19 protein-coding genes, 1 tRNA gene and 2 pseudogenes are annotated in these 18,817 nt (G+C 70.8%); 14 read left to right on the forward strand and 8 right to left on the reverse strand.

Annotated features, from left to right (window positions below; genetic code table 11):
• Positions 1–307 (forward strand): annotated as a pseudogene (locus A33M_RS00685) (pyruvate formate-lyase-activating protein); the annotation flags it as partial.
• A 394-nt stretch (positions 308–701) separates the two neighbouring features.
• Here the strand turns inward: A33M_RS00685 and A33M_RS00690 are convergent.
• Positions 702–777: transfer RNA gene (locus tag A33M_RS00690), tRNA-Ala, on the reverse strand.
• A 322-nt stretch (positions 778–1,099) separates the two neighbouring features.
• Between A33M_RS00690 and A33M_RS00695 the strand changes: the two genes are divergently transcribed.
• The 3 genes from A33M_RS00695 to folD are packed head-to-tail and all read left to right on the forward strand — an operon-like array spanning position 1,100 to position 2,633.
• The gene (locus A33M_RS00695; RefSeq protein WP_008382465.1) at positions 1,100–1,390 is read left to right on the forward strand and encodes a YggT family protein; all 291 of its coding nucleotides are present in this window, start codon (positions 1,100–1,102) and stop codon (positions 1,388–1,390) included.
• Positions 1,387–1,740 carry a DUF167 family protein gene (locus A33M_RS00700; protein ID WP_008382466.1) on the forward strand — a complete coding sequence of 118 codons (354 nt, stop codon included), beginning with the start codon at positions 1,387–1,389 and terminating at the stop codon, positions 1,738–1,740. The genes A33M_RS00695 and A33M_RS00700 overlap by 4 nt, the downstream gene beginning before the upstream one ends.
• Entirely contained in the window at positions 1,737–2,633 is an 897-nt protein-coding gene (folD, locus tag A33M_RS00705; protein WP_008382467.1) for a bifunctional methylenetetrahydrofolate dehydrogenase/methenyltetrahydrofolate cyclohydrolase FolD, read from the forward strand. Before A33M_RS00700 ends, folD begins: the two co-directional genes overlap by 4 nt.
• Before the next feature lie 63 nt (positions 2,634–2,696).
• On the opposite strand, the gene A33M_RS00710 is transcribed toward folD, so the two are convergent.
• Positions 2,697–3,161 (reverse strand): response regulator, encoded by a 465-nt coding sequence (locus tag A33M_RS00710; protein ID WP_008382468.1) that lies wholly within the window; start codon positions 3,159–3,161, stop codon positions 2,697–2,699.
• Positions 3,162–3,364: 203 nt separating this feature from the next.
• Positions 3,365–4,339 (reverse strand): sensor histidine kinase, encoded by a 975-nt coding sequence (locus A33M_RS00715; protein WP_008382469.1) that lies wholly within the window; start codon positions 4,337–4,339, stop codon positions 3,365–3,367.
• A gap of 279 nt (positions 4,340–4,618) precedes the next feature.
• Here A33M_RS00715 and A33M_RS00720 point away from each other — a divergent pair, with 279 nt between their 5' ends.
• The 3 genes from A33M_RS00720 to A33M_RS00730 all read left to right on the forward strand — a co-directional run bounded on the left by A33M_RS00720 (position 4,619) and on the right by A33M_RS00730 (position 6,048).
• Complete coding sequence (locus A33M_RS00720; protein ID WP_008382470.1) at positions 4,619–5,383, forward strand: SDR family NAD(P)-dependent oxidoreductase; 765 nt, start codon at positions 4,619–4,621, stop codon at positions 5,381–5,383.
• 76 nt (positions 5,384–5,459) lie between these two features.
• A complete protein-coding gene (locus A33M_RS00725; protein ID WP_040618752.1) occupies positions 5,460–5,741 on the forward strand; it encodes a type II toxin-antitoxin system RelE/ParE family toxin in 282 nt (93 codons plus the stop codon).
• A complete protein-coding gene (locus A33M_RS00730) occupies positions 5,734–6,048 on the forward strand; it encodes a HigA family addiction module antitoxin (RefSeq protein WP_008382472.1) in 315 nt (104 codons plus the stop codon). The genes A33M_RS00725 and A33M_RS00730 overlap by 8 nt, the downstream gene beginning before the upstream one ends.
• 70 nt (positions 6,049–6,118) lie before the next feature.
• Here the strand turns inward: A33M_RS00730 and A33M_RS00735 are convergent, their stop codons facing one another.
• Positions 6,119–7,567 (reverse strand): tryptophanase, encoded by a 1,449-nt coding sequence (locus tag A33M_RS00735; protein ID WP_202801743.1) that lies wholly within the window; start codon positions 7,565–7,567, stop codon positions 6,119–6,121.
• A 378-nt stretch (positions 7,568–7,945) separates the two neighbouring features.
• Here A33M_RS00735 and ccmA point away from each other — a divergent pair, with 378 nt between their 5' ends.
• The 6 genes from ccmA (at position 7,946) to A33M_RS00765 (ending at position 12,874) form a co-directional block, all read left to right on the forward strand.
• Positions 7,946–8,551: a heme ABC exporter ATP-binding protein CcmA gene (gene ccmA / locus A33M_RS00740; protein ID WP_008382475.1), complete on the forward strand. Its 606-nt coding sequence runs from the start codon at positions 7,946–7,948 to the stop codon at positions 8,549–8,551.
• 301 nt (positions 8,552–8,852) lie between these two features.
• The gene (gene ccmB, locus A33M_RS00745) at positions 8,853–9,521 is read left to right on the forward strand and encodes a heme exporter protein CcmB (protein ID WP_008382476.1); all 669 of its coding nucleotides are present in this window, start codon (positions 8,853–8,855) and stop codon (positions 9,519–9,521) included.
• 96 nt (positions 9,522–9,617) lie between these two features.
• Entirely contained in the window at positions 9,618–10,352 is a 735-nt protein-coding gene (locus A33M_RS00750; protein WP_008382477.1) for a heme ABC transporter permease, read from the forward strand.
• A 4-nt stretch (positions 10,353–10,356) separates the two neighbouring features.
• Entirely contained in the window at positions 10,357–10,584 is a 228-nt protein-coding gene (ccmD, locus tag A33M_RS00755; RefSeq protein WP_008382478.1) for a heme exporter protein CcmD, read from the forward strand.
• Positions 10,581–11,219, forward strand: a complete 639-nt coding sequence (locus A33M_RS00760; protein ID WP_008382479.1) for a DsbE family thiol:disulfide interchange protein — start codon at positions 10,581–10,583, stop codon at positions 11,217–11,219. The genes ccmD and A33M_RS00760 overlap by 4 nt, the downstream gene beginning before the upstream one ends.
• A gap of 116 nt (positions 11,220–11,335) precedes the next feature.
• The gene (locus tag A33M_RS00765) at positions 11,336–12,874 is read left to right on the forward strand and encodes a YifB family Mg chelatase-like AAA ATPase (protein WP_008382480.1); all 1,539 of its coding nucleotides are present in this window, start codon (positions 11,336–11,338) and stop codon (positions 12,872–12,874) included.
• A 1,103-nt stretch (positions 12,875–13,977) separates the two neighbouring features.
• Here the strand turns inward: A33M_RS00765 and A33M_RS00770 are convergent.
• The 3 genes from A33M_RS00770 to A33M_RS00780 are packed head-to-tail and all read right to left on the reverse strand — an operon-like array spanning position 13,978 to position 16,970.
• Entirely contained in the window at positions 13,978–14,292 is a 315-nt protein-coding gene (locus A33M_RS00770; protein ID WP_008382482.1) for an AtuA-related protein, read from the reverse strand.
• Between the two features lie 2 nt (positions 14,293–14,294).
• Positions 14,295–15,632, reverse strand: a complete 1,338-nt coding sequence (locus A33M_RS00775; RefSeq protein ID WP_008382483.1) for an acyclic terpene utilization AtuA family protein — start codon at positions 15,630–15,632, stop codon at positions 14,295–14,297.
• Positions 15,633–15,656: 24 nt separating this feature from the next.
• Positions 15,657–16,970 carry a CitMHS family transporter gene (locus A33M_RS00780; protein ID WP_008382484.1) on the reverse strand — a complete coding sequence of 438 codons (1,314 nt, stop codon included), beginning with the start codon at positions 16,968–16,970 and terminating at the stop codon, positions 15,657–15,659.
• A gap of 275 nt (positions 16,971–17,245) precedes the next feature.
• Between A33M_RS00780 and A33M_RS00785 the strand changes: the two genes are divergently transcribed.
• The gene (locus A33M_RS00785; RefSeq protein WP_008382486.1) at positions 17,246–18,145 is read left to right on the forward strand and encodes a LysR family transcriptional regulator; all 900 of its coding nucleotides are present in this window, start codon (positions 17,246–17,248) and stop codon (positions 18,143–18,145) included.
• A 510-nt stretch (positions 18,146–18,655) separates the two neighbouring features.
• On the opposite strand, the pseudogene A33M_RS22660 reads toward A33M_RS00785, so the two are convergent.
• A pseudogene (locus A33M_RS22660) lies at positions 18,656–18,817 on the reverse strand (acetyl-CoA C-acetyltransferase); the annotation flags it as partial.

Below are 18,817 nucleotides of genomic sequence, written 5' to 3' on the forward strand. Positions count from 1 at the left end.
GCCCGTCCACCCCCCCCCCCCCTCCCCCCGCCGCATGGTGCGGCTCGGCAAGCCGATGTGGATCCGTTACGTGCTGGTGCCCGGCCTCACCGACGGCGCCGACGACATGGCCCGGCTCGCCGATGTCCTGGTCGGCCTCGGCCCGCTGGTGCAGCAGGTCGACGTGCTGCCCTATCACCGCCTCGGCGAGCCCAAATGGGCCGAGCTCGGCCGCACCTATCCGCTCGGCGACACCCCGACCCCGACTCGCGAGCAGATCGACGCCGCGATCGCGATTTTCCGGGCCCGCAGCCTCGCGGCGCGCTGAGCCGCGGCGGCGGCCACGCCGTGAAGCGGCCCCGCGCGAACCGAGGGACGTCACCGCACCGCGACGAGACCCCGTTCCATGGAGCGGTTCTGCGCCGTGGCCGATTCATGCCAGCAGGGGAGCCGAAGGAGCCCTGAGCGGGCCTCTCGGGCCCGTCAGACGGAAAGCCCGTCATGGTGGCGGGGCGGCCTGGCGCGCCTCACGGGCGAGTCGGCGTGGCGGCCGATTATCCGGTGCGCTGCGGGACATCGCCTCAGATCGGCGAGGCCGAGGCGAACTGCCGAGGTGGCTGCTCACGGCCCGAGAAAGCGGGTACGCAAACGGGTACGCACCCCGCCGGGGTGTCCCGCTAACCGATTGAGAAGGAAGGGAATTTTATCGCAGGCACGAGGACTGGTGGAGCCGAGGGGATTCGAACCCCTGACCTCCGCAGTGCGATTGCGGCGCTCTCCCAACTGAGCTACGGCCCCGCCGCGCGGCCGTTCGGCCGGCGAGTCGAGTGGCGCCATTTACGAGGCCGCTCCGGGGGGTGTCAAGAACTGTTGCAGCGCCGAACGGACGACAGCGCCCGAAGTCGGCCGCCGCGAGCGTCCGCCCCGGGGCAGCCGGCCACGCCCTGCCCCTCGCGCCCCGGCGGTCCGGCCCACCGGCGGCCCGAAGGCGGGTCCCGGTGATTCACCAGCGGCATCGTTGCCGCTTGCCGCTCCCGGGAGGGAACTGTACAGGAAGGCACGATCCGTCCCCGGCCCATTCTTGCGGCGCGGCCCGCTGCGACAGACGAGAACCCGCGACATGCTGGAATTCCTTGGTTTCATCAGCACCCTTTTGACGCTCTACGTCTATCTGCTGATCGCCGCCGCCATTCTGAGCTGGCTGATCGCCTTCAACGTCGTCAACACGCGCAACCAGGCCGTGGCGATGATCGGCGAATTCCTCTACCGCATCACCGAGCCGGTGCTGCGGCCGATCCGGCGGATGATGCCCGACCTCGGCGGCATCGACATCTCGCCGGTGATCGTCATCCTGATCATCTTCTTCATCCAGTCGGTGATTCTGCCGAACATCGCCCGGGCGCTGATGTGACCGCAGGCGACGGCGAGGCCGTCTCGACCGGGGCCGCCTGGACCGCGGTCGCCGACGGCCTGCTGGTGACCGTCCGGCTGACGCCACGCGGCGGGCGCGATGCGCTCGACGGGGTCGAGCGGCTGGCCGACGGACGCGCCGTGCTCAAGGCACGGGTGCGCGCCGCCCCCTCCGAGGGCGAGGCCAATGCCGCGCTGCTGGCGCTTCTCGCGAAATCGCTCGGGGTGGCGAAGCGCGCAGCGACGCTGGTCGCCGGCGACACCGCCCGCATCAAGCGGATAAAAATCGACGGCGAGCCGGACGCCCTGGCGGCGACGCTCGCGAGACTGACCGGAGCCGAATTTCGATGACCACGCCCACCATCGCCCGCCCGATCGACGGCAAGGCCGCCGCTGCCGCCGTCCGCGAGAAGGTCGCGGCCGAGGTCGCCCGCCTCTCGCGCGAAAACGGCTTGGTGCCGGGGCTCGCGGTGGTGCTGGTCGGCGACGACCCGGCGAGCGCGGCCTATGTGCGGAGCAAGGGCAAGGCGACGGTGGCGGCCGGCATGCGCTCGTTCGAGCATCGTTTGCCCGCCTCCGCCTCGCAGGCGGAGCTGCTCGACGTGGTGGCGCTGCTCAATGCCGATCCCACTGTTCACGGCATCCTGGTGCAGCTCCCGGTGCCGCCGCAGATCGACCCGCACGCGGTGATCATGGCGATCGATCCGCGGAAGGACGTCGACGGGCTGCACCCGGAAAACGCCGGGCGGCTCGCCAGCGGCCTGCCGGCGCTGGTGCCCTGCACGCCGCTCGGCTGCCTGCACCTGACGAAGAGCGTGCATTCGTCGCTGGCCGGCCTCGAGGCGGTGGTGGTCGGCCGCTCGAACCTGGTCGGCAAGCCGGTGGCGCAGCTTCTCCTCGCCGAGAACGCGACCGTCACGCTGGCGCATTCGAAGACCCGCGATCTGCCGGCGGTGTGCCGGCGAGCGGACATTCTGGTGGCGGCGGTCGGCAAGCCCGGCATGATTCGCGGCGACTGGGTGAAGCCCGGCGCGACGGTGATCGATGTCGGCATCAACCGTGTCGCGACCGACGACGGCAAGGGCCGGCTCACCGGCGACGTCGCCTACGACGAGGCGGAAAAGGTCGCGGGCCACATCACGCCGGTGCCGGGCGGGGTCGGGCCGACCACGGTCGCCTTCCTCTTGGTCAACACGGTGCGGGCCGCCTGCGCGGCCGCCGGGCTGCCGGCGCCCGCGCTCTGACCCTCGCCGTCCGCAGGCATCGGCGGCGGGTCACGGATCACTCGGACAGTCGTCGAACTTGCCCTAAAAGCAGTCGCCGTGGCAGCACTCGGCGTTGCCCTGGCGCAGCCGGCGCTCGATGCGGGCGAGCCGGCCGGCGAGCGTGGCGAGCCCGCTCGGCTTCGCGATCGGGTAGCAGACGCTCAATCCCAGCCGGAATCCCTCGCTCACCGCCGCCCGCGCGGTGGCCGGGTCGGCCGCCGAGACCATCACCACCGGCACGGTGCAGTGGACCAGCGCCATCGCCCGAAACAGCCGCACCACCCCGACGCCGCCGACCGAGAGGTCGGTGACCACGCAGTCGACGTTGCGGCGGCCGATCAAAATCTCCGCCTCGTCGAACGAGCCGGCGGCGAGCGAGGCCCAGCCGACCGAATCGGCAATCGCGCAGATCGTCCGGCGGCACGCCGGATCGTCGTCGAGCACCAGCACCGCCTTGCGCCACAGGGTCTCCGTCGGGGTCGGGTGCAGCGGAGTGGCCGGCGGCACTGTGGCATTGCTCCTGCGGAACGCGCGGGATCGGGAACGGCCGTGCGGGCGGGGGACCGCCGCGGGCCGAGCGCTCATCACCATAAACTATGCGGTATAAGAGGACCACGTGCTCGAGCGCGAAATTCCGCCCGGTTTCCGGTCCGGCCGACACGATTGCGCGAGCGAGCGCCGGCACGAGCGGCGTCCCCGCCGGCGGAACGTCAGGCCGGCACCAGCGCCTGCGGGGTGCACACGATGGTCCAGCGAAACCCTTCGGGCGCGAAGGCGATGTCGACCCGCTCGCACAGCCCCTCGTCCTGCATGCCGGCGAGCAGGCGGTGGCCGAAACCGCGCCGCCCGGACGGTTGCGGCGGCGGCCCGCCGCTCTCCCGCCACGACAGCACGAAGTGGTCGCCCGGCCGCTCCACCCGCCATTCGATCGCCACCCGCCCCACCCCGTTCGACAGCGCGCCGTACTTGGTCGCGTTGGTGGCGAGCTCGTGCAGCGCGAGGCCGAAGCGCTGGGCGAGGTCCGGCTTGATCACCACCGGCGGCCCGTCGCTCGCGATCCGCGCGCCCGACTCGACGAACGGCCGCAAATGCTCGCCGACGATGCGCGCCATCGGCACGCCGACCCAGTTCGCCTCGAGCAGCAGGTTGTGGGTTTGCGCGATCGCCGTCAGGCGCGCGTCGAAGGCGTGCTTGAAATCCTCGAGGGTCGTGCTGCGGGCGAGCGTCTGGCGGGCGAGCGCCTGGATGACGGTGAGCAGGTTCTTCGAGCGGTGGGCGAGCTCGTGCATCACCACCTCGACCTGCTCGGCCTGGCGGCGGCGCTCGGTGATGTCGACCACCGAGGCGATGGTGTAGTCGCGGCCCGACAGCGTGAGCGGGCTCAGGCCGATCTCGACCGGGAACTCGGAGCCGTCGGCGCGCAACGCGAACAGGTCGCGGCCGGCGCCCATCGGGCGCGGCACCCGCGCGGACTGGTAGGATGCGGCGAGGGCGGGGTGGCCGGCGCGAAACCGCTCGGGCACCAGGGTGCCGAGCGGACGCCCCTTCAGCTCGCCGGGCGGGAAGCCGAACAGCCCCTCCGCCCGCCGGTTGGCGAGCACGATGGTGCCCGCCTCGTCGATCACCAGAACGCCGGTCGGCACGGATTCGAAGAGCAGGCGGAATCGTTCGTCCGATGTCGGCACGCTGGGTCCCCGAAGGCGGCGAGCGAGCTCGCCCGGCTCGCACCATGTCCGGCTTCGGTTGGCATGACAAGTGGCATCGACGGCCGTGGTCGCGCTACCCGCGCCGGCGCACCGCCGCTGCCCCTCCTCTTACCTCGCACCCTGGAACCTGCCGCATCCGAAAAAGCCCGGACGGACGAAACCGCGGGGCTGGCGTGCGCGCCGCGCCGCTTCTCGGCGGCGCGAACCGCCCGTTCAATGGCGGCATCGGAACCACCGACACACGAGCAGGGAGTCGACATGGGGCGTCTCGAGGGCAAGGTCGCGATCGTCACCGGCGCGGGCGGCGGGATCGGCGGCGCGATCACGCGGCAGATGGCAGCGGAGGGCGCGGCGGTGGTCGCGCTCGACATCGACGGGGCGGCTCTCGAGCGTGCCGCCGAGGCCGTGCGGGCCGACAGGGGCCGCACCGGCGGCCGGGTCGCCACGCTCACCGCCGACGTGTCGGAGGAGGCGACCGCCGAGGCGGCGGTGGCGACCGCGGTCAAGGAGTTCGGCCGGCTCGACGTGCTGGTCTCGAACGCGGTCTACGATCTGCCGCTCGCGCCCTTGACGTCGCTCACGCTCGCCGACTGGCGGCGCACCTTCGCGGTCAATCTCGACAGCGCGTTCCTTCTCTCGAAGCACGCCATTCCGGTGATGGAGACGGGCGGCGGCGGCAGCATCGTGCTGGTCGCCTCGCAGCTCGCCCGCGTCGCCCGGCCGGGCCGGCCGTGGTACTGCGCCGCCAAGGGCGCGCTGGTGCAGCTCGCCAAGGCGATGGCGCTCGATCACGCCGAGCAGAACATCCGGGTCAACACGCTGTCGCCGGGCCCGGTCGAGACCGGCCGCTACGTGAGGAATTTTCCGAGCGTCGAGGCGGCGCGCGCCTCGCACCACAATCCGATGGGCCGGCTCGGTCGCCCCGACGAGATCGCCACGGGCGCGGTGTTTCTGGCGAGCGACGAGTCGTCCTTCATGACCGGCGCCGACCTCTTGATCGACGGCGGGTACACGGCCGTGTGAGCGGCCGGGCGACGGGCGAACACGGGCGTGTAACGCAACTCTTTACACATCGCCGTGTTTCGCCCTACGCTCCACCATGATCCGGAGCTTCAGGAGCCGCGCGCTGCGGCGGTACTGGACCCAGGGAGACGCCTCCGGGCTGCGCCCCGATTGGGCGGCGAAGGTGCGCGACCGGCTGAACGCTCTCGATCAGGCCCGCCGGCCGGGCGATCTCGATCTTCCCGGCTTCGGGCTCCACCCTCTGAAGGGCGACCGGCAGGGCCGCTACGCGCTGACGGTCTCACGCAACTGGCGGCTCACTTTCGCCTGGGAGGGCGAGGACGCGGTGCAAGTGGACATCGAGGACTATCATGGCTGATCGCATCCGCCGGCACGCCAGCATCGCGCCGACGCACCCCGGAACGATCCTTCGCGACGACGTGCTGCCGGCGCTGTCCTTGACGGTCACCGAGGCCGCCGAGCGGCTCGGCGTGTCGCGTCAGACGCTGCACCGCATTCTCGCCGGCAAGGCCGCGGTGACGCCGGAAATGGCGCTACGGATCGGAAAATTCTGCGGCAACGGCCCCGGCCTGTGGCTGCGGATGCAGGCCGATCACGACCTCTGGCATGCCGAGCGGGCGATGGCCGACGAGCTCGCCAGGATCAAGACCGAGCATGCCGCATGAGACCCGGGGAGCCGTCGTGCTCCCCGGGCGGTCCGTCGTCGATCGCCCCGCCTGCGTCGACCGCTCGTGATCAGAGGCTGTCGCCGAAATCCGCGCGGAATTTTTCGACCAGCTTCTGCTGCCAGTCGGACACCGGCTTCAGGCGGCCATAGAAGAACCGCAGCACCTCCGGCTCCTCGAAGAAAATCAGCCCGCCGATCAGGCGGCGGTTCTCGTGAAGCCACGAGATGCGGTCGACCGCGTACTTCACCTGAGAGAGCGTGAACACCCGGCGCGGCAGCGCGAGTCGCACCAGCTCCATGTTGGAGAAGATTTCCGTGCCGTCCGGCTCGCGCTGCTCCGACAGGGTGCCGCGCTCCATGCCGCGGATGCCGCTCGCGATGTAGAGTGCGGAGGCGAGCGCGCCGGCCGGATACTGCGCCTGCGGCACGTGATCGACGAAGCGCAGCGCATCGAGATGGCAGCCGAGGCCGCCAGCCGGAGTGATCACCGGGATGCCGCGCTTGTCGAGCTCCTCGACCATGTAGCCGATGAATTGCGGCCCCTGGTCGATCATGTCCTCGTCCATCGTCTCGTCGAGGCCGACGGTCATCGCCTCCATCTCGCGCACCGACATGCCGCCATAGGTGAGGAAGCCCTCGTAGAGCGGCACCAGGCCACGCATGCGCTCGTAGAGCGCGCGGTCGCGGATGCAGATGCCGCCGCCGCGGGCGCAGCCGAGTTTTCGGGCGGAGAAATAGATCACGTCGTAGAGGTCGGCCATCTTCCGCGTGATCTCGCGGATCGAGAGATCCTTGAAGGCGCCCTCGCGGGTCTTGATGAAGTGCAAGTTGTCGGCGAGCAAGCTCGCGTCGAGCACCAGCAGCACGCCGTATTCCGCGCACAGCGCGCGCACGTCGATCATGTTCTGCAGCGACACCGGCTGGCCGCCGATCAGGTTGGTGCCGGACTCGACCCGCACGAAGGCGATCTTGTCCGCACCGTGCTTCTCGATCACCGCACGCAGCTTGCCGAGATCCATGTCGCCCTTGAACGGCAGGTCGCTGGTCACCGCGAGCCCGGCGTCGGTGACCAGCTCCTCCACCGTGCCGCCCTGCAGCGTGATGTGCGCCTTGGTGGTGGTGAAGTGATAGTTCATCGGCACCACCGTGCCGGGCGTCACGAAGGTCTTTGCGAGAATGTGCTCGCAGGCGCGGCCCTGGTGGGCGGGAAGGAAATAGTCCGTCCCGAAGATCTCGGTCAGCTTGTCGGCGAGCCGCGTATAGGTCGCGCTGCCGGCATAGGCGTCGTCGGCCACCATCATCGCCGCCTGCTGGCGGTCGCTCATCGCGTTGACGCCGCTGTCGGTCAGCATGTCGAGAAACACCTCCGCGTTCGGCAGCAGGAAGGTGTTGTTGCCGGCCGCGGTCATCACCTCGAGGCGGCGCTCGATCGGCGGCAGGTTCAGCTTCTGGACGATGCGCACCTTGTGCATCTCGAGCGGAACCGCCTCGCCGTGGAATTGGACTTTGGACATCATGCGTTCCCCAAACGGTTCGTGTTGGATGGCGCCACGACCCGCTGTCCGCGACGTCGCCGTCGTTCTCGTTCCGGTCTCGGCCCGTCGCGGCGCGTGGCGTGCCGCGCAACGAAAAGGCGCAGTGCGCGGGGTCGCGGCGCCGAAGCCGGTGGTTCGACCGGCTTTCGGTGGCACACGCGCGAACGGTAGGCAAGGACCGCCTGCCACGCGGGCAGCGGCCATCCGGACGCCGCCGCCGGCATTGCACCTCGCGGGCGGAGCGGCGGGCGCGGCCGGCGTGGTGAACCCCGGCGTGTCGGGCGGAAAAAATCCTGCTACACCGGGGCACCCTCCGAAGGGAGGGCGCCGCCGCGACGGGTGTGGGGGGTCGACGGGACGATGGAGCTGATCGGCAAGGAGCTCGCCTGCACGCGCGGGCAGCGCGAGGTGTTTTCGGGGCTCGATTTCCGGGTCGCGGCCGGCGAGGCCTTGCTGCTGGTCGGCCACAACGGCGCCGGCAAGAGCACGCTCCTGCGGCTGATCGCCGGCCTTTTGCGCGCGAGCGCCGGGACGGTCTCGCTCGACGGCGGCGACCCCGAATTGTCGGTGCCCGAGCAGGCGCACTATCTCGGCCACCAGGACGCGCTGAAGCCGTCGCTGACGGTGACGGAGAATCTGCGGTTCTGGGCGTCCTGGCTCGGCGACGAGGCGCCCGCGCTCGACGCGGCGCTGGAGGCGGTGGCGCTCGCCGAGATCGCCGATCTGCCGGCCGCCTATCTCTCCGCCGGCCAGCGGCGACGGCTGTCGATCGCCCGGCTGGTCGCGATCCGCCGGCCGGTGTGGCTGCTCGACGAGCCGACCTCGGCGCTCGACGTCGCCTCGCAGGGCCGCCTCGCCGAGCTGATGGCCGCGCACCTCGCCTCCGGCGGGCTGATCCTCGCCGCCACCCACGGCCCGCTCGGCCTGGAGAGCGCCCGCGAGCTGCGGCTGGGAGGGCGGACATGAGAGGCCTATGTCCGACCGAGACGTCCTCCCGCACGGCTCTCTTTGCCTCGCCGTCCGGCTGCGGCACCGACGCGGCCACGTCCGCTGCGCCACTCCCTCTCCCCGCTTGCGGGGAGAGGGTCGGGGTGAGGGGCCGGCACGCCGAAGCAACCGTCAAATCCCCCTCGGCCGGGGTCCTCGCATCCGCTCGGACTCCGACCTCTCCCCGCAGGTGGGGAGAGGCGAGCGCCCGTGGGAGGCGCGCGCATCCCGAGACCCGCCATCGGATGCCCTCCGCGCAAAAAATTTCGGGAGCCTCCGCATGAGCGCGCTGTCGGCCCTTCTCGTCCGTGACGTGCGCATCGCGCTCCGGGTCGGCGGCGGCGCGATGATGGGCGTGCTGTTCTTCCTCACCGTCGTCACGCTGATGCCGTTCGCGCTCGGCCCCGACCTCGCGCTCCTGCGCCGGCTCGGGCCGGCGATCCTGTGGATCGGCGCGCTGCTCGCCTCGCTGCTCGCGCTCGACCGCCTCTTCTCCGCCGACCACGACGACGGCTCGCTCGACCTTCTGCTGATGGGCCGGGTGCCGATCGAGCTGGCGGTCGCGGTGAAGGGGCTCGCCCACTGGCTCACCACCGGCCTGCCGCTGGTGGTCGCCGCGCCGATTCTCGGGCTCTTCCTCAATCTCGAGCCGAAGGCGATCGCCGCGGTGGTGCTGACGCTTCTGGTCGGCACGCCGGCGCTCACCTTCATCGGGCTGGTCGGCGCCGGGCTGACGGTCGCGCTGCGCCGCGGCGGGCTCCTGCTGCCGGTGCTGGTGCTGCCGCTCACCGTGCCGGTGCTGATTTTCGGGGTCGCCGCCTCGAACGCCGCGGTGGTCGGGCCGGTGCCGTTCGGCACGCCCTTCACCATCCTGTGCGCGCTGACCCTGATGAGCCTGGTGATCGGCCCGTTCGCCGCCGGCGCGACCCTTCGTCACGGGCTCGAATGACCTTGCGGGCGAGCCTCTCGCATTGCACCCCTCCGTAGAAGTGCCGCATTGCGTCGGTCCCGGCCGCGGCTTAATACCGGTCCCAGGGAGATTGCCATGGCCTGGATCGACCTCGCCAATCCGACCCGTTTCCTGCGCATCGTCGACCGGGTTCTGCCCTGGCTGACCGCCGCCACCGTGTTCGCCTTCGCCTATGCGATCAACGGCGTGCTCGGCGCGCCCGACGACTACCAGCAGGGCGCGACGGTGAAGATCATGTTCATCCACGTGCCCTCGGCGTGGCTCGGCATGTTCTGCTGGGGCATGATGAGCCTGTCGGCGCTCGGCACGCTGGTGTTCCGCCATCCGCTGGCCGACGTCGCCGCCAAGGCGGCGGCCCCGCTCGGCGCGGCCTTCACCTTTCTGTGCCTGGTCACCGGCGCCCTGTGGGGCCGGCCGATGTGGGGCACCTACTGGGTGTGGGACGCCCGCCTCACCTCGGTGCTGGTGATGTTCATCATGTATCTCGGCCTGCTCGCGCTGTGGCGCACGGTCGAGGACCCGGCCCGCGCCGGCCGCGCCGCCGCCATCCTCACGCTGGTCGGCGCGGTGAACCTGCCGATCATAAAATTCTCCGTCGATTGGTGGAACACGCTGCACCAGGGCGCCTCCGTCGTGCGCCTCGGCGGCCCGACCATCGATCCGTCCATCCTGATCCCGCTGCTCGCGATGACGCTCGCCTGCACGCTGCTGTTCGTCGCCCTGCATCTCGCGGCGATGCGCAACGAGGTGCTGCGCCGCCGGGTGCGGACCCTGCGCCTCCTGCAGGCGCAGACGGCACGGGGGGTCTGACGCCATGGCTCTCGGTATCGACATGCTCGGCATCGATCTCGGACCGCACGCGGTCTTCATCGTCGCCTCCTACGCGGTGACGCTCGTCGTCGTGCTCGGCCTGATCGGCTGGGTGTGGGCCGACCACCGCCGCCAGCTCCGCCTGCTCGCCGAGCTCGAGGCGCGCGGCGTGCGCCGCCGCTCGGCCGAGCCGGCCGCCACCGTCGAAGCGGTCGAGGAGACCGCGGCATGACGGCCGAGCCCGCCGACGCGCCGCCCGCCGATCCCTCGCCCTCCGGCGAAGCGCCCGCCGCCCCGCCGGCCCGCCGCCGGCGCTGGGTGCTGCTGCTGCCGCTGGTGATCTTTCTCGCCCTCGCCGGGCTGTTCTATCATCAGCTCTTTTCCGGCGACCCCTCGGCGCTACCCTCCGCGCTGATCGGCCGGCCGGCGCCGGTGACCGAGCTGCCTGGCATCGACGGTCTGACGCGCGACGGCGCGCCGGTGCCGGGCCTCGCCGCCACCGACTTCGAGGGGCACGTCACCGTGCTGAACGTGTGGGCCTCCTGGTGCGTGCCGTGCCGCGAGGAGGCGCCGCTGCTGATGCGGCTCGCCGAGGACGACCGCATCCGCATCGTCGGCCTCAACTACAAGGACCGGCCCGACAACGCCCGCGCCTTCCTCGCCCGCTACGGCGACCCTTATGCCGCCACCGGCGCCGACCCGAGCGGCCGCGCCGGCATCGAATGGGGCGTCTATGGCGTGCCCGAAACCTTCGTGATCGACCGCAACGGCGTGATCGCCTTCAAGCTGGTCGGTGCGATCACCGCACAAAACCTCGAAACCGTGCTGAAGCCGCAGATCGCGAAAGTTTTGGCAGCAGGCTCCTGATGCCGCCCGCCCCCCGGCGGCATCGGCCGCGGCGACCGCCATCGTTCCCTTATTGTTCTTGCTCGCGGGCCGTTCGCCTGCTACCCTGAAACCATCTTCGGTGGAGACGGGGCGGCATGGTCCAGCGGGTCACGACGGTGGCGTTCGAGGGAATCGAGGCGCGTGCCGTCGATGTCCAGGTGCAGGTCGCGCCCGGCCTGCCGGCCTTCAACGTGGTCGGGCTGGCCGACAAGGCGGTGTCGGAGGCGCGCGAGCGGGTGCGTGCGGCGCTGCTCGCCTCGGGGCTCGCGCTGCCGGCGCGCCGCATCACCGTCAATCTCGCCCCCGCCGACCAGCCGAAGGAAGGCAGCCACTACGACCTGCCGATCGCGCTCGCGCTGATGGCGGCGATCGGCGCGATTCCGGCCGACGCGCTCGACGGCACCACCGTGCTCGGCGAGCTCGGGCTCGACGGCTCGATCGCCCCGGTGGCCGGCGTTCTGCCTGCGGCGATCGGGGCGAACGCCCGCGGCGAGCGGCTGATCTGCCCGGCGGCGTGCGGGCCGGAGGCCGCCTGGGCGAGCCCCGACATGGAGATCTTGGCGGGCGCCTCGCTGATCCAGCTCGCCAACCACTTCAAGGGCGACCAGGTGCTCTCCCGCCCCGAGCCGAAAATCCGCGATTCCGCCGCCGACCTGCCGGACCTCGCCGACATCAAGGGCCAGGAGAGCGCCAAGCGCGCGCTCGAGGTCGCCGCCGCCGGCGGCCACAATCTTTTGATGATCGGCCCGCCGGGCGCCGGAAAGTCGATGCTCGCGGCACGGCTGCCCTCGATCCTGCCGCCGCTCGCCCCGGCCGAGCTTCTCGAAGTCTCGATGATCGCCTCGGTCGCCGGCGCGATCGCCGACGGCGCGCTGACCGACCGCCGGCCGTTTCGCAGCCCGCACCACTCGGCCAGCATGCCGGCGCTGGTCGGCGGCGGCCTGCGGGCGAGGCCGGGCGAGATCTCGCTCGCCCACAACGGCGTGCTGTTTCTCGACGAGCTGCCGGAGTTCGAGCCGCGCGTGCTGGAATCGCTGCGCCAGCCGCTGGAGACCGGCGAGGTGGCGATCGCCCGCGCCAATCACCGCGTCACCTATCCGGCCCGCTTCATGCTCGTCGCCGCGATGAACCCGTGCAAGTGCGGCCATGCGGGCGACCCCGGCTTCTCCTGCCGGCGCGGGCCGATCGCCCGCTGCACGGCGGAGTATCAGGGCCGGCTGTCCGGACCGCTGCTCGACCGCATCGACCTCCATATCGAGGTGCCGGGGGTGAGCGCCGCCGATCTCGTCCTGCCGCCACCGGCCGAAGGCAGCGCCGCGGTCGCCGCCCGCGTGTTGCGGGCCCGCCGGGTGCAGGCGCGCCGCTACGAAGAGCTCGGCTTCCCGCACGTGCGTACCAATGCCGAGGCGAAGGGCGGGCTCCTGGAGGACGTCGCCACCCCCGACAAGGCCGGCCTCGCGCTGATCCGCGAGGCGGCCGATTCGCTGCGCCTGTCGGCCCGCGCCTATCACCGCGTGCTGCGGGTCGCCCGCACCCTCGCCGACCTCGCCGGAGCGGAAACCGTCGGCCGCCCGCAGGTCGCCGAAGCCCTGGCCTATCGGGCGCTCGCCGACGACGCCCGCCGCGCGGCCTGAGGGGACACCTGTGTCCGCACTCGTGCCCCGCACGGGTGCCGGCTCCCGCGTCCCGCACACGGGCCCGGCGCGAGGGCTCGGCGCAAGGGCCCGGTACGAGGGCCCGGCACGCGTGGCCGGCACGAGGGCCCGGCACGCGTGGCCGGCAGGGGACTGGTGGTGCCCGGCCGCACGGGTGGAGACGGGCCCCGGGCGCGCTACGCGGCCACTTGGAGGTGCGGCTGTCGCCGGGAGGTTGCGGCTGCGGCGGGAGGTTGCGGCCGTGCCAGCACGGTGCGGCTGTCGGCGGGAATTTGTGGCTGCGTCGGGAGGGTGCGGCCACGGCCGGGACTGTGCGGCTGTCGCCAGGAGAATGCGGCTGTCGCCGGAACTCACGGCGCGGCCACCGGGACTGTGCGGCTGTCGCCGGGACTCACGACGCAGTCGCCGGGACTGTGCGGCTGCCGTCGGGACTCACGACGCAGCCGCGGGGACTGTGCGGCTGTCGCCGGGACTCACGGCGCGGCCGCGGGGACTGTGCGGCTGTCGCCGGGACTCACGGCGCGGCCACCGACACGACGCAGCCGCCGGGACGGGGCGGCGGCCGCCGGCACGGCTCGGCTGCGGCCGGTGTGACTGCCGGCGGCACGGTGCCGCTGCCACCGCTCGGGCGGGGGACCGTCGGCGCGTCGAAGGCGGCGCGATCGCGCGCGGCGAGCTGCCACCGCTCGGGCGGGGGGGACCGTCGGCGCGTCGAAAGCGGCGCGTCGGAGGCGGTGTAGTCGCGTGCGGCGACCAGCCACCGCTCGTGCGCGCAAAAACCGTTAACGTTTCGGTGACCTTTCGGGTGCAGACACTGGCGTACCGACATCGCGACGCCGGCGGCACGAAAAAGCCGACGGCAGCGGCCGTCGGCTCCTGAAAACGCATCCGAATCTCGCGCCCGCTCGTCGGGCTCCAAACCTCGCGCCCGCGTCTCGGGCGGGGCCGAAAGGCCCGTCCGGGACCGCGGCCGGTCGCTCGCACGACGACCCCGCCCCCACACCGTAGCGCCGTGCAGCCGGCGCGTGGCGTCTCACTGAGGGCGGGTCGGAGCCGGCCGCGGTCCGGAACGGAGGTGCTGGCTACTCTTCTCCCTCGGGGATATCCAGATCCAACAACGCCGAGCTGAGTGACTTCCCGTGCATATCGAGCGCGAGCGAGCGGGTGACGCCGCCCCCGAGCGTCTCGGTCATCACGAAGTTGAGCGCCGAAACCTTCGGCAGTTCGTAGCGGACGACGTCTCCCTTGACGATCCCGGCGAAGTAGGTCTTCACCCGCTCCGCCGTCACCTCGCGGCGCAGCCGCTCGTAGTTCGCCGGATCGAAGGCGATCACCGAGATGTTCGAGGTGTTGCCCTTGTCCCCGGTGCGGGAATGGGCGAGCGCGCGCAACTTCATGGTCACGCCTCCACGATCTGGACGGTGCCGGCGACCTTGTCGCGCGGCAGCAGCACGGACTGCACGGCGACGATCTCGCGTGCCGACTTGAAGGCACCGCCGCCACCGGCGGGGCCGTTGGTGTAGAGCGTCTCGACCTCGTTGCCGATCCGCACCGCCTCGGCGAGCGTGTCGGTGCGGCCGGTGACGCGCGCGCGCACCTCGTAGGGCTCGCTCGCGGCCGACAGGCGCGGCCCGTGCAACGCGTCGACGCCGATCAGGTCGAAGCGGAGTTCCGTGGTCTTCACCTGCATCAGCGCGAGCCGCTCCTTTACGATCTCGAGCGCCAGCTTGCCGCGCGCCACCGCGCCGGGGCCGGCATAGGAGATCTGGCCCTCGCCGATATAGCTGTCGACATAGCCGACCGAGACCTTGAGCGTGGCGGTCTTCGGGTGGCCGGTGCCGCCGGTGACGCGCACGCGGTCCGGCCCGATCTCCTCGATCTCCACCTCGGAAAAATCCGCCACCACGTCCGGCTGAAAATAGTTCTTCGGGTCGTGCAGCTCGTAGAGCAGCTGCTCCTTGGCGGTCTGCGCGGTGACCTTGCCGCCCGAGCCCGGCACCTTGGTGACGATCAGCGTGCCGTCCTCGGAGACCTCGCCGATCGGGAAGCCGAGGCGGGCGAGATTTTCCACGTCCTTGACGCCGGGATCGGCGAAATAGCCGCCGGTCACCTGGCCGGCACATTCGAGCATGTGGCCGACCACCGTTCCCTTGCCGAGCTTGTCCCAGTCGTCCATCGCCCAGCCGAACTCGTGGATCAGCGGGGCCATGAACAGCGCCGGGTCGGCGGCCCGCCCGGTGATCACCACGTCGGCGCCGCTCGCCAAGGCCTCGACCAGCGAGGCGGTGCCGACATAGGCGTTGGCCGAGACGATGCGGTTGCCGAGATCGGTGGTGGAGCCGCCGGACTCGACCAGCGGCCACGGCGTCTCGCGGATCGCCTCGATCACGTCGTCGCCGCCGACCGCGGCGATCTTCAGCCCCGTCAGGCCGAGCGATTTGGCGATCTCCGCGGTCTTCCTGGCGCCGGCGAGCGGGTTCGCCGCGCCCATGTTGGTGACGATCTTGATGCCCTTCGCCTTGCAGGTGGCGAGCACCGCCCTCATGCGCGGCTCGAGCAGCGGATCGAAGCCGGCGTTCGGGTTCTTCATTTTCGCCTGCTGGGCGAGCGCGATGGTGCGCTCGGCCAAGCATTCGAACACCAGGTAGTCGATCTCGCCCTTCTCGGCGAGCTCGACCGCCGGCTCGATGCGGTCGCCGGAATAACCGGCGCCCGACCCGATGCGGATGGTTTTCATATCAAGTCCTTTCGTCGTGCGCCGTCACAGCGGGAGGATGCCGAGCACCACGGCCGTGATCACCATGACGACGGAGGTCGCCCACAGATAGAAGAAGGCGAACTTCTGATGTTCGGCGAGCTCGATGCCGCACAGGCCGACCAGAAGGAAGGTCGCGGGCGTCAGCGGGCTCACCGGGAAGCCGACCGTCATCTGGCCCATGATGGCCGCCTGGCCCATGTGCACCGCCGGCACGCCGAGCTGCGTGCCGGCCTCGGCCAGCACCGGCAGGATGCCGAAGTAGAAGGAGTCGGGGTCGAACAGCATCGACAGCGGCATCGACACCAGGCCGAGCACCACCGGGATGTGGTGGGCATACTCGGTCGGGACGTGACCGGCGGCGAAGCTCGCCATCGCGGTCAGCATCTTGGTGTCCTTCATGATGCCGGTGAAGACGCCGGCCGCGAGCAGGATCGAGGCCATCAGCAGCGCCGCCTTGGCGTGCGCGTCGATGCGATCGCGCTGATCCTTGACGTCGGGGTAGTTGATGAACAGCGCCACCACGGTGCCGATCATGAAGCAGATCACCGGCGCGGCCACCTCGGCGATCATCGCGCCGAGCACGGCGATCACCAGCGCGACATTGACCAGGAACAGCTTCGGCCGGGCCATCTTGAGCTCGGCCTCGGTCGGCTCGGGACGGACATAGGTCGTGACCACCTCGCCGCCGGCCGCGCCGCCGAGCGACAGGCGCTTCTCCTCGCGTCGGCCGAGCCACCAGGCGACGGCGAGCACGAACAAGAGGCCGACGATCTGCACCGGCAGGATCGGCATGAACAGGTCGCCGATCGACACGTGCAGCGCGGTCGCCGCGCGCAGCGTCGGGCCGCCCCAGGGCAGCATGTTGGCGGTGCCGGCGGCCATCGCGACGACGCAGGCGAGGATGCGCTTGTCCATCTTGAGGCGATCGAACAGCGGCAGCATCGCCGGGATCGTCACCAGGAAGGTGACGGCGCCCGAGCCGTCGAGATGGACGATCGCGGCGAGCACGGCGGTGCCGAGCACGATGCGCGACGGCCGCACGCCGACCACGCGCAGGATGCCGTTGATGATCGGGTCGAGCGTGCCGGCGTCCTTGACGACCCCGAAGAACAGGATCGCGAACACGAACATGCCGACCACGGGCGCAATCGACTTGACGCCGTTGACGGCGAACTTGCCGGTGTCGGCGACCGAGAAGCCGGCGATCAGCGCACCGGCGATCGGCACGACGATCAGGGCCGCCATCGGCGACACCTTCTTGGTCAGAATGCCTGCCAGCACGACGAGGATGACGAGCAGGCCGATCAGGGCGAGCATGGAGACCCCCTCGGGGTGGGCCCGATTCCGCGCGACGGACCGCGTCCGGCCGGATGCTCGGGGCGTGGACGATCAGAGACGCAATTGCCGTCCCTCGATGCGGCACGGCAGCAGACGTTCGGCGGCTCCGGAACCCGGTGTGCGATGCACGCCGTCGGCGGCTCGGCTGCCGAGTTGCAGCACGAGCCGCCGTCCGGGCGGGGGTGAGGACAGGAGACCGTTTCGGGTTGTATAAGGCAATTGAAATGATGTTATATCAGTGATAGCTTTCGACTATGGACGTCAGCCTTCGTCAGATCCGTGCGTTTCTCACGATCGTCCATTCGAAGAGCTTCACCCGCGCCGCCGGTGTGCTGAACCTGTCACAACCGGCGCTCACCGTTCAGATCCGCAATCTCGAGACCGCGCTCGGCGTCAAACTGCTCGACCGCACCAAACGCTCGGTCGAGGTGACACCGGTCGGGCTCGATCTGGTGCCGGCGCTGGAGCGCACCCTGCACGAGCTCGACGTCACGCTGTCCGATCTGCGCGAGGTCGGCGCCGGGCGGCGCGGCACCGTGCGCATCGCCGCGCTGCCGTCGTTCGCGGCGTCGCTGCTGCCCGGCGTGATCCTCGCCTGCCGGCGGGCGAATCCGGCGGTGTCGTTCCTGGTGCGCGACGCGATCGCCGCCCAGGTGTCGACGCTGGTCGCCTCCGGCGAGGTCGATCTCGGCATCACCGGCGGCGACCTCGCGGAGGCCGAGTTCGACGTGCTGCACACCACGCTCGATCAGATCTGCCTGGTGTTTCCGGGCTCGCATCCGATCGGTCGCAAGCGCCGCATCACGGTGGAGGATCTGGTCGACCTGCCGCTGGTGCTGACCAATCCCGGCACCAGCCTGCGCGAGCTGATCGAGCGGGCGCTCCTCAAGATCGGCCACACGCCGACGCTCGCCTGCGAGGTCACCTACATGATGTCGGCGGTGGCGATGGTACGCGCCGGCCTCGGCCTGACCATCCTGCCGACCTCCGCGCGTGAAATCAGGGTGGAGCGGGGACTGCGGGTGCGGCCGATCGACGACCCGGACTTTTTGCGGCCGGTCGTGATCATCAAGAAAAAGGGCCGCACGCTGCCGCCGGCGACCGCCGGCTTCCTCGATCTGTGCATTGCCGCCATGCGGCACGAGCGGAGGTAATCCGACCCACGTCAGCCCGGAAGAAATGCACGCAAAACGCCGTCGCCGACCGATTTCACCGGCGCACCGTAGAGCCGGGCGAGCGTTTGCTCGCCGGCGGCGCGCGAAAGCGAGAGGTCGGAGCCGGCGGTGCGATGGAAACGCCGTGCGTCAGATCGGATCGTCTCGAGAATCACGACGAGCCCGATCGACCGACGTCGGCAGTCACACCAAGAACGGCGTCCCGACCGCCGTCGCCTGTTGCGACAGAAGCCGTGATCGCCGTCGTGTCCGAGATACAGACCAGCAAACCGGGCAGCGACGTGAAAGACGGAAATCGGCGTCCGTCGGCGCGCTCGCGTGACGATAACGCCGCGGCGGAGGTTTTGCCGCGGCGAGGCACGCGCCTTCTCGTGCCGAGACGCGCTCGAAGAGCGCGTCTCGAACCACGAGGCCGCCCCCGCCCTTCGAGGACGCCCTTCGGGCGCTCCTCTGGACGAGGGCGGGGAGACGTTTTTCAGGAACGCTCGATCAGTCGCGCGCGATGCACATGGCGATGCCCATGCCGCCGCCGATGCACAGCGTGGCGAGGCCCTTCTTGGCGTCGCGCTTCTGCATCTCGAACAAAAGCGTGATCAGCACGCGGGCGCCCGACGCACCGATCGGATGGCCGAGCGCGATGGCGCCGCCGTT

Source organism: Rhodovulum sp. PH10 (assembly GCF_000293785.1).
Lineage (GTDB): Bacteria > Pseudomonadota > Alphaproteobacteria > Rhizobiales > Xanthobacteraceae > Rhodoplanes.

Bases quoted from the DNA above. Each gene is read 5' to 3' on its own strand.
- A33M_RS00695 (WP_008382465.1), top strand. From the start codon at position 1,100: ATGCTGGAATTCCTTGGTTTCATCAGCACCCTTTTGACGCTCTACGTC.
- folD (WP_008382467.1), top strand. From the start codon at position 1,737: ATGACCACGCCCACCATCGCCCGCCCGATCGACGGCAAGGCCGCCGCT.
- A33M_RS00720 (WP_008382470.1), top strand. From the start codon at position 4,619: ATGGGGCGTCTCGAGGGCAAGGTCGCGATCGTCACCGGCGCGGGCGGC.
- A33M_RS00725 (WP_040618752.1), top strand. From the start codon at position 5,460: ATGATCCGGAGCTTCAGGAGCCGCGCGCTGCGGCGGTACTGGACCCAG.
- A33M_RS00730 (WP_008382472.1), top strand. From the start codon at position 5,734: ATGGCTGATCGCATCCGCCGGCACGCCAGCATCGCGCCGACGCACCCC.
- A33M_RS00735 (WP_202801743.1), bottom strand. From the start codon at position 7,567: ATGATGTCCAAAGTCCAATTCCACGGCGAGGCGGTTCCGCTCGAGATG.
- ccmA (WP_008382475.1), top strand. From the start codon at position 7,946: ATGGAGCTGATCGGCAAGGAGCTCGCCTGCACGCGCGGGCAGCGCGAG.
- ccmB (WP_008382476.1), top strand. From the start codon at position 8,853: ATGAGCGCGCTGTCGGCCCTTCTCGTCCGTGACGTGCGCATCGCGCTC.
- A33M_RS00750 (WP_008382477.1), top strand. From the start codon at position 9,618: ATGGCCTGGATCGACCTCGCCAATCCGACCCGTTTCCTGCGCATCGTC.
- ccmD (WP_008382478.1), top strand. From the start codon at position 10,357: ATGGCTCTCGGTATCGACATGCTCGGCATCGATCTCGGACCGCACGCG.
- A33M_RS00760 (WP_008382479.1), top strand. From the start codon at position 10,581: ATGACGGCCGAGCCCGCCGACGCGCCGCCCGCCGATCCCTCGCCCTCC.
- A33M_RS00765 (WP_008382480.1), top strand. From the start codon at position 11,336: ATGGTCCAGCGGGTCACGACGGTGGCGTTCGAGGGAATCGAGGCGCGT.
- A33M_RS00770 (WP_008382482.1), bottom strand. From the start codon at position 14,292: ATGAAGTTGCGCGCGCTCGCCCATTCCCGCACCGGGGACAAGGGCAAC.
- A33M_RS00775 (WP_008382483.1), bottom strand. From the start codon at position 15,632: ATGAAAACCATCCGCATCGGGTCGGGCGCCGGTTATTCCGGCGACCGC.
- A33M_RS00780 (WP_008382484.1), bottom strand. From the start codon at position 16,970: ATGCTCGCCCTGATCGGCCTGCTCGTCATCCTCGTCGTGCTGGCAGGC.
- A33M_RS00785 (WP_008382486.1), top strand. From the start codon at position 17,246: ATGGACGTCAGCCTTCGTCAGATCCGTGCGTTTCTCACGATCGTCCAT.